Raw genomic sequence first — 13,478 nt, 5'->3', positions numbered from 1 at the left:
CTCCCGGGCCGGGCCTCAGGACTCCGTGTCCGGGGCGGGTGCGGGTACCGCTGCGCCGGGCTCCGACGGGCCCTCCGCCGCGAGGAGCACGTCGAGCAGACGTACCGCGGCCTGCTTGTCCAGCGGGTCGTTGCCGTTGCCGCACTTGGGTGACTGCACGCAGGAGGGGCAGCCGAACTCGCACTCGCAGGAGGCGATCGCCTCGCGGGTGGCGGTGAGCCACCCGCGGGCGGTGCGGAAGGCCCGCTCCGCGAAGCCCGCGCCACCGGGGTGGCCGTCGTACACGAAGACGGTCGGCAGTCCGGTGTCCTGGTGGAGCGGCACGGAGACCCCGCCGATGTCCCAGCGGTCGCAGGTGGCGAAGAGCGGGAGGAGACCGATGGAGGCGTGCTCGGCGGCGTGGAGGGCGCCGGGCAGCTCCTCGGGGTGGATGTGCGCGGCGTCGAGCTGATCGTCGGTGACCGTCCACCACACGGCGCGCGTACGCAGGGTGCGGGGCGGTAGGTCCAGCTTGGTCTCGCCCATCACCTCGTTGGTGATCAGCCGGCGGCGGAGGAAGGAGACGACCTGATGGGTGACCTCGACGGAGCCGAAGTGGAGGCGGGCCTCGCCCCACTCCTCCACCAGGTCCTCGTCGAGCACCGAGATCGCCGTGGTGTCGCGGGCCATCGTCGAATACGGCGGATCGGCCTGCTCCACCAGCGCGACCGAGTCCTCCAGGTCCAGGTGCCGGACGAGGTAGGTGCGGCCCTGGTGCAGGTGGACCGCGCCCTCGTGGACGGTGGTGTGCGCGGCGCCCGCGTCGACGGTGCCGAGCAGCCGCCCGGTACCGGCCTCGACCACCTGGACGGGCTTGCCGCCCTCGCCGCGGATGTCGGTGAGGTCGGCGGCCCGCTCCCGCCGCGTCCAGTACCAGCCGCCGGAGCGGCGCCGCAGCAGGCCGCGGCGCTCCAGCTGGGGCAGCAGCCCGGCGGTCTCCGGCCCGAAGAGCGCCATGTCCTCCTCGCCCAGCGGCAGCTCGGCCGCGGCGGCGCACAGGTGCGGGGCGAGGACGTACGGGTTGTCGGGGTCCAGCACGGTCGACTCGACGGGACGGCGGAAGAGGGCGTCCGGGTGGTGCACGAGATACGTGTCCAGCGGGTCGTCCCGGGCGATCAGCACCGCCAGCGCCCCCTGACCCGAACGCCCCGCGCGGCCCGCCTGCTGCCACAGGGAGGCCCTCGTGCCCGGGTACCCGGCCAGGAGCACGGCGTCGAGCCCGGAGACGTCCACACCCAGCTCCAGGGCCGTGGTGGAGGCCAGTCCGAGGAGCCGCCCGGTGTGCAGGTCGCGTTCGATGGCCCGGCGCTCCTGGGGCAGGTAGCCGCCCCGGTAGGCGGCGACCCGGCGGGTCAGCCGGCGGTCGATCTCGGCGAGGCGCTCCTGGGCGATGACGGAGATCAGCTCGGCCGCCCGCCGGGAGCGTACGAAGGCCACCGTGCGGGTGCCGTCGAGCACCAGGTCCGTCAGCAGGTCGGCGGCCTCGGCGGTCGCCGTGCGGCGCACCGGGGCGCCGTGCTCCCCGCTGAGCTCGGTGAGCGGGGGCTCCCACAGGGCGAAGGCGACCTCCCCCCGCGGTGAGGCGTCCTCGGTGACCTCGGCGACGGGTACGCCCGTCAGCCGGGTCGCGGTGGCGCCGGGGTCGGCGGCCGTCGCGGAGGCGAGGAGGAAGACGGGATCGGCGCCGTAGCGGGCGCAGACACGCCGCAGCCTGCGTATGACCTGGGCGACGTGCGAGCCGAAGACGCCCCGGTAGGTGTGGCACTCGTCGATCACGACGTACCGGAGCTGCCGGAGGAAGGAGGACCACCGGGAGTGACCCGGCAGGACACCCAGATGGAGCATGTCGGGGTTGGTGAGCACGTAGGTCGCGTACTGGCGGACCCACTCGCGCTCCTCGAACGGCGTGTCGCCGTCGTAGACGGCCGCGCGCACCGCCTTGCCCAGCGGGGCGGCGATCTGTGCCACGGCCCGCCGCTGGTCGGCCGCCAGGGCCTTCGTGGGTGCGAGGTAGAGCGCGGTGGCGCCCCGGCCGTTCGGCGCCTCGGAGCCCTCCAGGAGAGCGCTGAGGACCGGTACGAGGTACGCCAGGGACTTGCCGGAGGCCGTTCCCGTGGCGACCACCGCGGAGGTGCCGGCGAGGGCGTGGGCGGCCACCTGTGCCTGGTGCTCCCACGGCCGCTCGATGCCGCACGCGCGGACCGCGTCGATCACCTCCGGGCGGATCTGATCAGGCCAATCGGCATGGCGACCCGCCCGTGGGGGCAAGTGCTCCGTATGGGTGATGCGCGCGGCCCTGCCCGCCCCCGTGGCAAGCCGCTCCAGGAGGGCGACGGGGGAGGTGCGGCCGTGCGCCGACTGCGGAAGATGATCCTGAGCCATCGGCACTCAGTGTGTCACTGGCATGACGGACAATCGCCGTAAGGCGTCGTGCATGCCCGCTGGTAAGTGATTGAATGCCATCGCGGCTGCCGATCCATGGGGGGCGACCGCTCGATGCAAGGTGCTGGAGGATCCGTGGACCTGTCCCTGTCGACTCGAACCGTCGGCGACCGTACGGTCGTCGAGGTCGGCGGCGAGATTGATGTGTACACCGCTCCCAAGCTGCGTGAGCAGCTGGTGGAACTCGTGAACGACGGTAGCTACCACTTGGTCGTGGACATGGAAGGCGTGGACTTCCTGGACTCGACCGGGCTGGGCGTGCTGGTCGGCGGGCTCAAGCGGGTTCGCGCGCATGAAGGCTCGCTGCGCCTGGTGTGCAACCAGGAGCGCATTCTCAAGATTTTCCGTATCACCGGCCTGACCAAGGTGTTTCCCATCCACACCTCGGTCGACGAGGCCGTCGCGGCGACCGACTGACGTTCGGCGCCGGACCATGGGGCTCCGGGCGACGCCGACGCCCGGGCCCCTGTGTTGCCCGCCCACAGGCACGAGGGGGAGGCCATGCCCACCGTAGAACTGCTCTTCAGCGCACTGCCGGAGCACGTCCGCACCGCACGACTGGTGGCGGCTGCGGTAGCCCGCAGGGCAGGGGTGGACGAGGCCGTCCTCGACGAGGTCCGGCTTGCCGTCGGTGAGGCGTGCAGCCGGGCCGTCGGCCTGTACCGCAGCAGTGGTGCGGACCGTCCGGTCCGGGTGGTGCTGACCGAGGAGGAGAAGAAGTTCTCCATCGAGGTCGGCGACAAGTCACCCGAGGCGGAGGACCGCCCCGCCGACGCCGCCAGTGTGCCCTCGGCGCGTGGCGACAGCCCCGCCGAACACTCCGAGCCGCTTCCCGACGGCTCGCCCTCCTCGTCCGACTCCTCCGAGGCGGAGGACGAAGGCCAGATGGGTCTGGCGGTCATCAGTGGCCTCGTCGACGACGTCGAGGTCTTCTCGGGAGAGTACGGCGATGTCATCCGGATGAGCTGGCCGCTGAACCCGGCCGCGCTCTCCTAGCCGCCCAGCCCCCCTCACGCGCTCCTGCCGAGCTGCCTGCGAGCTTCCGCCGCAGGTCAGCTCGGCGTGCGCGGATTCACCCGGTGGTTGATCCACTTACACGGTGACTGTTCACCTTTTCCGGTGATATCTGTGGGCGATCTCCTTTGCTATATCCCCGGCCTCGGCGAATTTCGTTTCCTGCGCCCTGTTTTGATCTAGTTCGGCTCCCTACAATCCGTCCATCTTTGCTCAGCGCACACGCCTGAGCGTCGCGGCTGCTGAGTCGCCGGAGCCGCGCGCCCACGTGCCAAACGTCAAGGAGGACGAATGGCGGGGCCACTCACCCCTCACCTGCAGGACATCGCTCAACCTCTGGCCGCAACACCCGTACTGACCGACGGCAACCGCAATCTCGTGCTCGTCATCGCGGTGGTGGCACTGGCCGCACTGGTGCTCGCCGTGGTGCTGGTACGTCAAGTGCTCAGTGCCGACGAGGGCACCGACAGGATGAAGGAGATCGCGGCTGCCGTGCAGGAAGGCGCAAACGCCTACCTCGCACGGCAGTTCCGCACTCTGGGGATTTTCGCGGTCGTCGCGTTCTTCCTGCTCATGCTGCTGCCCGCGGACACCACGTCGCAGCGCATCGGCCGAAGCGTGTTCTTCCTCGTGGGCGCCGGATTCTCGGCGGTCACCGGCTACATCGGCATGTGGCTGGCGGTGCGCAGCAACGTCCGCGTGGCCGCGGCCGCACGAGCCGCGACCCCGGCGCCGGGTGAGCCCTCGGCGGATCTGACGACGGTCTCGCACCGCGCGATGAAGATCGCCTTCCGCACCGGCGGCGTGGTCGGCATGTTCACCGTGGGCCTGGGCCTGCTGGGCGCCTCGGCCGTCGTGCTGGTCTACAAGGCCGACGCGCCCAAGGTGCTGGAGGGCTTCGGCTTCGGCGCCGCGCTGCTCGCCATGTTCATGCGTGTCGGCGGCGGCATCTTCACCAAGGCCGCGGACGTCGGCGCCGACCTGGTCGGCAAGGTCGAGCAGGGCATCCCCGAGGACGACCCGCGCAACGCCGCCACCATCGCCGACAACGTGGGCGACAACGTCGGCGACTGCGCCGGCATGGCGGCCGACCTGTTCGAGTCGTACGCCGTCACCCTGGTGGCCGCGCTCATCCTCGGCAAGGTCGCCTTCGGCGACTCCGGCCTGGCCTTCCCGCTGCTGATCCCGGCGATCGGCGTGCTCACCGCCATGATCGGCATCTTCGCGGTGGCCCCCCGCCGCAAGGACCGCAGCGGCATGACCGCCATCAACCGCGGATTCTTCATCTCCGCGGTGATCTCGCTGGCGATGGTGGCCGTCGCGGCGTTCGCGTACCTGCCCTCGACGTACGCGGAGCTGACCAACGTGCCTGGCGACATCGCCTCGCACGGCGGTGACCCGCGCATCCTCGCGCTGGTCGCCGTCGCCATCGGCATCGTGCTGGCGGCGCTCATCCAGCAGCTGACCGGCTACTTCACCGAGACCAACCGGCGCCCGGTGCGGGACATCGGCAAGACGTCGCTGACCGGGCCCGCCACCGTCGTCCTGTCCGGCATCTCCGTCGGCCTGGAGTCCGCGGTGTACTCGGCCGTCCTCATCGGCCTCTCGGTGTACGGCGCCTTCCTGCTGGGCGGCGCCTCGATCTGGCTCGCCCTGTTCGCGGTGGCGCTGGCCGGCACCGGTCTGCTCACCACCGTCGGCGTGATCGTGGCCATGGACACCTTCGGCCCGGTGTCCGACAACGCCCAGGGCATCGCCGAGATGTCCGGCGACGTCCACGGCGAGGGCGCCAAGGTGCTCACCGACCTCGACGCGGTCGGCAACACCACCAAGGCGATCACCAAGGGCATCGCCATCGCGACCGCCGTCCTCGCGGCGACCGCGCTGTTCGGTTCCTTCAAGGAGGCCGTCGACACCGCGGTGCGGGAGGCGAACATCTCCGCCGCCGATCTGCGGTGGCTGGACCTGGACATCTCCCAGCCCAACAACCTGGTCGGTCTGCTGCTCGGCGCGGCCGTGGTCTTCCTCTTCTCCGGACTGGCCATCAACGCGGTCTCCCGGTCCGCCGGCTCGGTGGTCTTCGAGGTGCGCCGGCAGTTCCGCGAGCGGCCCGGGATCATGGACTACACCGAGAAGCCCGAGTACGGGCGCGTCGTCGACATCTGCACCAAGGACGCGCTGCGCGAGCTGGCCACGCCCGGTCTGCTCGCCGTGCTCGCCCCGATCGCGGTGGGCTTCGCCCTCGGCATCGGCGCGCTGGGCTCGTACCTCGCCGGGGCCATCGGCGCGGGCACGCTCATGGCGGTCTTCCTGGCGAACTCCGGCGGTGCCTGGGACAACGCGAAGAAGCTCGTCGAGGACGGCCACCACGGGGGCAAGGGCAGTGAGGCCCACGCCGCCACCGTCATCGGCGACACCGTCGGCGACCCCTTCAAGGACACCGCGGGTCCCGCCATCAACCCGCTGCTCAAGGTCATGAACCTGGTGGCGCTGCTGGTCGCCCCCGCGGTGGTCCAGTTCTCCTACGGTGACGACGCCAACCTGGCCGTCCGGATCGGCGCCGCGGCCGTGGCGCTCCTGGTCATCGTCGTCGCCGTCTACATCTCCAAGCGCCGCGGCATCGCGGTCGGGGACGACGAGGGTGTCGACACCGGCCACGACGACAGCCAGAGCACGAAGCGATCGGCCGACCCGAACGCGACGGCCACGGTCTGACGTAGCGTGAGCTCACCTTGATACGGCGGCGGGCGTCATCCTCCGGGATGGCGCCCGCCGCCTTCGCGCACGTCAGATGCATCACCCTGTTCTTGGTTCATAAGGGGCAATAGTGGTCACATCGAGTGGAAGCGATGTGGCCCGCGGACAGGAGCCGTGTAGGTTCCGGGGCCGTGAAGAACAAACTCGCGGCTGCGCTGTCCGTCACGGCTGTGATCCTCGCGACGGGGTCGCTGTCGGGATGCGGCGACGGCAACAAGGAGCTCGACGCCTGGGCGAAGACGGTCTGCGACCAGGCCTCCGCACAGGTCAAGAAGATCAACGACGCGAACACCCACATCAGCAACACCCCGAGCAACGCCAAGCCGAAGGACGTCCGCAGCGCCGACTCCACGGCGTTCGGGCAGATCTCGGACGCCTACAAGGCGCTCGCCGGGATCGTCGGCAAGGCCGGTGACCCGCCGGTCGACAACGGCGCCAAGCTCAAGCAGGACGCGGTCGGCGACCTCAACTCGCTCTCCACGGCCTACGCGAACCTGCGCAAGCAGGTCGACGCGCTGCCCGTCTCGGACCAGGCGAAGTTCGCCGACGGGCTGAAGAGCGTCTCCGACAACCTGGCCAAGGTGAGCAAGAGCGGCGAGCAGGCGCTCGACACACTGCGCCAGGGCGAGGTCGGCCAGGCGATGGCCAAGCAGCCCGGCTGCCAGGACTCCGCCGCCAAGCCCTCGAAGTCCTGACCGTCCGAGGGCGGGTGGGGCCCGCCGGGCGCCCCTTCCGGGGTGACAATGGCAGCGTGAGTACGCAGCCGCCCCCGCAGCCCCTGCCCGCCCCCGACCGCACCGCCGCCCTCCGCGACGCGCTGCGCGCCGCGGCCTTCACGGCCGACGGCTGCCTCGACCTGCTCGGGGCGACCGCCTACGCCGCGCTCTCGCGGGCGGAGACCGTGCCCGCCCTGCGCGCCACCCGCGGCGGCAGCCCGCTGGAGAGCCTGGTGCGGCTCTTCCTGCTGCAGCAGCCGGTCCCGTACGCGCGGCTGCGGGAGGTGCTGCCCCTCGACGCGGCCATCGAGGACGGCTGGCTCGTCCGGGACGGCGACGAGGTGCGCGCCACGGTGGACGTCCGCCCCTACGGCGGCGACGGCGGCGAGGACTGGTACATCGTCTCCGACCTCGGCTGCGCCGTGGGCGGCGCCAACGGCATCCGCACGACGCCCGGCGTGGACCGCGCGGACCTGGTGCTCGGCGTCGGCGGCGCGTCGACCACCCTCGCGGGGATCACCGTCCGCACGCCCGTGGCCCGGGCGCTGGACCTCGGCACCGGCTCCGGCACCCAGGCGCTGCACGCCTCCCGGCACGCCACCCGGGTCACCGCCACCGACCTCAACCCCCGCGCCCTGCACTTCACGCGGCTGACCCTCGCCCTGTCGGGCGCCCCCGAGCCGGACGTCCGGCAGGGCAGCCTCTTCGAGCCCGTCGGCGGCGAGCGCTACGACCTGATCGTGTCCAACCCGCCCTTCGTCATCTCCCCCGGCAGCCGCTTCACCTACCGCGACGGCGGCATGGCCGGCGACGACCTGTGCCGCACCGTCGTCCGGCAGGCCGCCGACCACCTCACCGAGGGCGGATACCTCCAACTGCTGGCCAACTGGGAGCACACCGAGGGCGAGGACTGGCGGGACCGCGTCGCCGCCTGGGTGCCCGACGGCTGCGACGCCTGGATCGTGCAGCGCGAGGTGCAGGACGTCACGCAGTACGCGGAGCTGTGGCTGCGCGACGGCGGCGACCACCTGGCCGGGCCCGAGGCGTACGCCGCCCGCTACGGCGCGTGGCTGGACGCCTTCGAGCAGCGCAAGACCAAGGCCGTCGGTTTCGGCTGGATCACCGTGCGCAGGACCGGCTCCGACCGTCCCGTCGTCACCGCCGAGGAGTGGCCGCACCCGGTCGAGCAGCCGCTCGGCCCGCACATCGAGGCCTGGTTCGGCCGCCAGGACTTCCTGCGCACCCACAACGACGCGGCGCTGCTCGACGAGTGCTTCCGGCTGGCGGACGAGGTGGTGCAGGAGCAGGTGGGCCTGCCCGGCGCCGAGGACCCGGAGCACGTCGTCCTGCGGGCCAACCGCGGCATGCGGCGCGCGACGAGGGTGGACACGGTCGGCGCGGGCTTCGCGGGCGTGTGCGACGGGACGCTGACGGCGGGTCGGATCCTCGACGCCATCGCCCAGTTGCTCGGCGAGGACCCGGTGGCGCTGCGGGACCGTACGCCGGAGGCGATCCGGCTGCTGGTGGAGCAGGGCTTCATCGAGCCGGTGTGAGCGGGAACGCGACGGCCCGCCTGCGCAGCGGAGCGGAGGCGGGCCGTCGGGGCGCGGATGGTCAGCGCAGGACGCGGCCCTGCGCGTCGGTGGGCGCGCTGCCGGCGAGGCGGACGATGCCGTCGATGAAGCCCCACAGGCCGCCGAGGCCCAGGGTGACGACCGAGACGACGAGCTGCAGGACGCCGATCTTGGTGTGGCCGGTGTAGAAGCGGCCGATGCCCAGACCACCGAGGAAGATGCCGAGCAGGCCGGCGGCGACCTTGGACTTGTCGGACAGCGGGCGGCCCGACGGGTCGAGGCCGAACGGAGCGTCAGTGGTGGGGGTAGGCGTGGCCATGGAACGTGCTCCTCGTGCAATGGGGACGAATCAGCGGGAGCACGCGCATCGGTTGATCCGGCCCCCCGCCTCGGATTGGCTGAATCTTGGCATTAGAAATGGACATCTGTCCCTCTGATTAACAGACGTCACGGAACCGTGATCGCCGCGTTGTCAAACCGCGTTGCGTACGACGGCCCACACCACGGCCGCTCCGAGGACCGCCAATTGCGCGCGTTTGCCGATCGTCGTCCGGTACGTCCGGCCGCGCAGCCCCTCCGTCACCCACCGCGCGTACAGATAGAGGGGAAAGGGGCTCGCCAGGAGCAGCAGCGCGTTGTCGTGGAAGGCGGCCGACAGGTCGCCGTGCATCAGGTCGTAGACCATGCGGGTCGCACCGCAGGCCGGACAGAGCAGCCCCGTCAGGAAGTTGAAGGGGCATCGGGGCAGCCAGTGCCCCTCCTGGTGCGGGTCGGTGCCCCACAGGTAGGCGGCGCCCGCCGCGCCCGCGACGAGCGACGCCACGGGGGCCGTGGCCGGTCGTGCGGCCACGGCCCTGAGGCGGTTGCGGGTCGGGGAGGCCATCGTCGTCAGCTGCGCAGGATGCGGCCCTGGGAATCGGTGCGGTCGTTGCTCGTCAGGAAGAGGATGCCGTCGATCAGCGCCCAGATGCCGAGGCCGCCGCAGGTGAGGAGCTGCGCGACACCGATGCCGATGTCGCCCACGTAGAAGCGGCCGATGCCCAGGCCGCCCGCCAGCAGCTGCAGCACGCCCGCCACGACCTTGGACTTGTCCGACAGAGGGCGGCCGTACATGTCGTAGCCGTACGGGGCGTTGGGGTCGCCGGTGTACATGCCCTGGGGGTAGCCCTGCGGGTAACCCTGCTGCGGATAGCCGTAGCCGGGCTGCTGTCCGTAGCTGCCCGGGCCGGCCGGGGGCTGCTGCGGGTAGCCGTAACCGTCCTGCTTGGGCTGGCCGTACGGGTTGTTCGGGTCGGACATGGCGGGACTCCCCCTGAGTGAACGTTCGGTGTGTCCGGACATCTTGTCAGGCGAGTCAAGGCGGGCAGGGGCGGGAAGCAGCGCGGGAGGAGCGGCGGGAACGCGCGAACTGACAGCGGGAAGGGGGTGCGGGATGGGAGCGCGGGAGTACCCCCGCGGCCGGGCGAGCGGCCGGCGGGGAGCGAGGCCGGAGTGAGACGGGAGTGAGGGGGGAGCGAAAGGAATCGGCCAGCCCTTTTCGGGCGGCGTTCACCGTGGGTTCTTCCCACTGTCGCCGCGGCGTGCCACTCTCCGAGGCTGCGGGCCGGTCATGGAGCACAAGAGGGATCCGGGGGGCATGTACATGGAAACGGTGCCAGGGATCTTCGCCGGGACGGTCTTCGCGGTTTTCGGGGCGGCCCTTCTGGCCTGGACCGTCACCCGGTCGCTGAGGCACCTGCCGGTGGTCCAGGGAGGGGGCCCGGCGTCTGTCGCCGTGGCGGGTTTCTTCGGAGTGGTTTCGCTTCTTGTCGGGGTTTGGCTGTTCCTGATCCTCTGAGCTGGGCAAATCGGACATGGGCGGCAGTCCGTGCGGCAGACAGGACGCTTGTCGGGTTACCGTTCGAGTGGCGTTGCGGACTTTTCCCGTTTGACACGGGACCGGGATGTACGGTCACACTCCGCAGCGAGACCACCTTCGACCCGGAGAGAAGAGCGAAGTTGTCCCCGACCCGCGAGACCGCACAGGGCAGCGGCCGCCGACTCGTGATCGTCGAGTCGCCTGCCAAGGCGAAGACGATCAAGGGCTACCTCGGCCCCGGCTATGTCGTCGAGGCCAGCGTCGGGCACATCCGCGACCTCCCGAACGGGGCCGCCGAAGTGCCGGCGGAGTACAAGGGCCAGCCGTGGGCGCGGCTCGGCGTCAACGTCGACAGCGAGTTCCAGCCGATCTACGTCGTCAACGCGGACAAGAAGGCCCAGGTCAAGAAGCTGAAGGACCTGCTCAAGGAGTCCGACGAGCTCCTGCTCGCCACCGATGAGGACCGCGAGGGCGAGGCCATCGCCTGGCACCTGCAGGAAGTCCTCAAGCCCAAGGTCCCGGTCCGCCGGATGGTCTTCCACGAGATCACCAAGGACGCCATCCAGGAAGCCGTCCGCAACCCGCGCGAGCTGAACCAGACCCTCGTCGACGCCCAGGAGACCCGCCGCATCCTCGACCGCCTCTACGGCTACGAGGTCTCGCCGGTCCTGTGGAAGAAGGTCATGCCGCGCCTGTCGGCCGGCCGTGTCCAGTCCGTCGCCACCCGGCTCGTCGTCCAGCGCGAGCGTGAGCGCATCGCCTTCCGCTCCGCCGAGTACTGGGACCTGTCCGCGACCTTCGCCACCGGCCGCTCCGGCGATGCCACCGACCCCGGCACCTTCGGCGCCAAGCTCAACGCCGTCGACGGGAAGCGCGTCGCCCAGGGCCGCGACTTCGGGTCGACCGGGCAGCTCAGGGAGGGTGCGGGCGTCCTCCACCTGGACGAGGCCGCCGCCCGCGCGCTCGCCGCCGCCCTGGAGGGCGCCGCCTTCTCCGTCCGCTCGGTCGAGTCCAAGCCGTACCGCCGTTCGCCGTACGCGCCCTTCCGCACCACGACCCTGCAGCAGGAGGCCAGCCGCAAGCTCGGCTTCGGCGCCAAGGCCACCATGCAGGTCGCCCAGAAGCTGTACGAGAACGGCTTCATCACCTACATGCGTACGGACTCCACGACCCTGTCGGAGACCGCGATCAGCGCCGCCCGGGCCCAGGTCACCCAGCTCTACGGCGCGGACTACCTGCCGGACAAGCCCCGCGTCTACGCGGGCAAGGTCAAGAACGCCCAGGAGGCGCACGAGGCGATCCGCCCATCGGGTGATCGTTTCCGCACCCCGGCCGAGACGGGCCTCACCGGCGACCAGTTCCGCCTGTACGAGCTGATCTGGATGCGCACCGTCGCCTCCCAGATGAAGGACGCGGTCGGGCAGTCCGTCACCGTCAAGGTCGGCGGCCGCGCCACCGACGGCCGGGACGTCGAGTTCTCCGCCTCCGGCAAGATCATCACCTTCCACGGCTTCATGAAGGCCTACGTCGAGGGTGCCGACGACCCCAACGCCGAGCTCGACAGCAGCGAGCGCCGGCTGCCCGCCGTCACCGAGGGTGACGCGCTCTCCGCGCGCGACATCACCGCCGACGGCCACGCCACCAAGCCGCCCGCCCGCTACACCGAGGCCTCGCTGGTCAAGGAGCTGGAAGAGCGCGAGATCGGACGCCCGTCGACGTACGCGTCGATCATCGGCACCATCCTCGACCGCGGCTACGTCTTCAAGAAGGGCACGGCCCTGGTGCCGTCCTTCCTCTCCTTCGCCGTCGTCGGCCTGCTGGAGAAGCACTTCGGCCGGCTCGTCGACTACGACTTCACCGCCAGGATGGAGGACGACCTCGACCGCATCGCCCGCGGCGAGGCCCAGGCCGTGCCGTGGCTGCGGCGCTTCTACTTCGGCGAGGGCGAGACCCCGGTCGGCGGCGCCGCCGACGCCGGCAACGGCGACGGCGACCACCTCGGCGGCCTGAAGGAGCTGGTTGAGGACCTCGGCGCCATCGACGCCCGTGAGGTCTCCTCCTTCCCCGTCGGCAACGGCATCGTGCTGCGCGTCGGCCGTTACGGCCCGTACGTGGAGAAGGCCGGCGAGGCCGAGGGCGAGACCGGGCAGCGCGCCGACGTCCCCGACGACATGCCGCCGGACGAGCTGACCGTCGAGCTCGCCGAGGAACTGCTCAACAAGCCGAGCGGCGACTTCGAGCTGGGCGCCGACCCGGAGACCGGTCGCCAGATCGTGGCCAAGGACGGCCGCTACGGCCCGTACGTCACCGAGATCCTCCCCGAGGGCACCCCGAAGACCGGCAAGAACGCGGTCAAGCCGCGTACCGCCTCCCTCTTCAAGTCGATGTCACTCGACACGGTGACCCTCCAGGACGCGCTCAAGCTGATGTCGCTGCCGCGCATCGTCGGCGCCGACGCCGAGGGCGTCGAGATCACCGCGCAGAACGGCCGCTACGGCCCGTACCTGAAGAAGGGCACCGACTCGCGCTCCCTGGAGACCGAGGACCAGCTCTTCACGATCACCCTCGACCAGGCCCTGGCGATCTACGCCCAGCCGAAGGTGCGCGGCCGCGCCGCCGCCAAGCCCCCGCTGAAGGAGCTGGGCACCGACCCGGTCAGCGAGCGCCCCGTCGTCGTCAAGGACGGCCGCTTCGGCCCGTACGTCACCGACGGCGAGACCAACGCCACACTTCGCCGCGACGACGACGTCGAGACGATCACGCCCGAGCGCGGCTTCGAACTGCTCGCCGAGAAGCGGGCCAAGGCCCCCGCCAAGAAGACGGCGAAGAAGGCCCCGGCGAAGAAGGCGACCGCGACCAAGACCGCGGCGAAGACCGTGGCGAAGAAGACGGCCGCCAAGACCACCGCGGCGAAGAAGACCGCGGCGGCCAAGACGACCGCCAAGAAGACCGCCGCCAAGGCTACGACCACGGCGAAGAAGGCCGCGTCCGCGGCGGCGAAGCCCGCCGAGTAGTCCCCGCGGGGACCGCACACCCGGTGCGGTCCCGGCAGGCGCCCTCCGGGACGGCACCGGGTCC

11 protein-coding genes are annotated in these 13,478 nt (G+C 71.2%); 7 read left to right on the top strand and 4 right to left on the bottom strand.

Annotation, left to right across the window (positions count from 1 at the left end; genetic code table 11):
* Nucleotides 1–15: 15 nt before the first annotated feature.
* Entirely contained in the window at nucleotides 16–2,421 is a 2,406-nt protein-coding gene (locus tag CHF15_RS20270) for a DEAD/DEAH box helicase (RefSeq protein ID WP_245938934.1), read from the bottom strand.
* 135 nt (nucleotides 2,422–2,556) lie between these two features.
* Here CHF15_RS20270 and bldG point away from each other — a divergent pair, with 135 nt between their 5' ends.
* The 5 genes from bldG (at nucleotide 2,557) to CHF15_RS20245 (ending at nucleotide 8,521) form a co-directional block, all read left to right on the top strand.
* On the top strand, nucleotides 2,557–2,898 hold the full coding sequence (gene bldG / locus CHF15_RS20265) for an anti-sigma factor antagonist BldG (protein ID WP_018562186.1): 342 nt from the start codon (nucleotides 2,557–2,559) through the stop codon (nucleotides 2,896–2,898).
* A gap of 84 nt (nucleotides 2,899–2,982) precedes the next feature.
* Entirely contained in the window at nucleotides 2,983–3,477 is a 495-nt protein-coding gene (locus CHF15_RS20260; protein ID WP_089225263.1) for an ATP-binding protein, read from the top strand.
* Between the two features lie 309 nt (nucleotides 3,478–3,786).
* A complete protein-coding gene (locus CHF15_RS20255) occupies nucleotides 3,787–6,210 on the top strand; it encodes a sodium-translocating pyrophosphatase (RefSeq protein ID WP_089225262.1) in 2,424 nt (807 codons plus the stop codon).
* Between the two features lie 173 nt (nucleotides 6,211–6,383).
* A complete protein-coding gene (locus CHF15_RS20250) occupies nucleotides 6,384–6,947 on the top strand; it encodes a small secreted protein (RefSeq protein WP_089225261.1) in 564 nt (187 codons plus the stop codon).
* Nucleotides 6,948–7,003: 56 nt separating this feature from the next.
* Complete coding sequence (locus CHF15_RS20245; protein ID WP_089225260.1) at nucleotides 7,004–8,521, top strand: N5-glutamine methyltransferase family protein; 1,518 nt, start codon at nucleotides 7,004–7,006, stop codon at nucleotides 8,519–8,521.
* Nucleotides 8,522–8,582: 61 nt separating this feature from the next.
* On the opposite strand, the gene CHF15_RS20240 is transcribed toward CHF15_RS20245, so the two are convergent.
* The 3 genes from CHF15_RS20240 to CHF15_RS20230 all read right to left on the bottom strand — a co-directional run bounded on the left by CHF15_RS20240 (nucleotide 8,583) and on the right by CHF15_RS20230 (nucleotide 9,841).
* On the bottom strand, nucleotides 8,583–8,861 hold the full coding sequence (locus tag CHF15_RS20240) for an NINE protein (protein ID WP_018562191.1): 279 nt from the start codon (nucleotides 8,859–8,861) through the stop codon (nucleotides 8,583–8,585).
* Between the two features lie 153 nt (nucleotides 8,862–9,014).
* Nucleotides 9,015–9,425 (bottom strand): DUF2752 domain-containing protein, encoded by a 411-nt coding sequence (locus CHF15_RS20235; protein ID WP_089225259.1) that lies wholly within the window; start codon nucleotides 9,423–9,425, stop codon nucleotides 9,015–9,017.
* 5 nt (nucleotides 9,426–9,430) lie between these two features.
* The gene (locus tag CHF15_RS20230; protein WP_089225258.1) at nucleotides 9,431–9,841 is read right to left on the bottom strand and encodes a TM2 domain-containing protein; all 411 of its coding nucleotides are present in this window, start codon (nucleotides 9,839–9,841) and stop codon (nucleotides 9,431–9,433) included.
* Between the two features lie 310 nt (nucleotides 9,842–10,151).
* Between CHF15_RS20230 and CHF15_RS20225 the strand changes: the two genes are divergently transcribed.
* A complete protein-coding gene (locus CHF15_RS20225; protein ID WP_375819799.1) occupies nucleotides 10,152–10,379 on the top strand; it encodes a hypothetical protein in 228 nt (75 codons plus the stop codon).
* A 161-nt stretch (nucleotides 10,380–10,540) separates the two neighbouring features.
* Nucleotides 10,541–13,414: a type I DNA topoisomerase gene (gene topA, locus CHF15_RS20220; protein ID WP_089225257.1), complete on the top strand. Its 2,874-nt coding sequence runs from the start codon at nucleotides 10,541–10,543 to the stop codon at nucleotides 13,412–13,414.
* The last annotated feature ends 64 nt before the right edge of the window (nucleotides 13,415–13,478 follow it).

The organism is Actinacidiphila glaucinigra, from assembly GCF_900188405.1.
GTDB classification, from domain to species: Bacteria; Actinomycetota; Actinomycetes; order Streptomycetales; family Streptomycetaceae; genus Actinacidiphila; species Actinacidiphila glaucinigra.
Note: the sequence above shows the minus strand (reverse complement) of the source record. Positions and strands in the feature narration are given on the sequence as shown.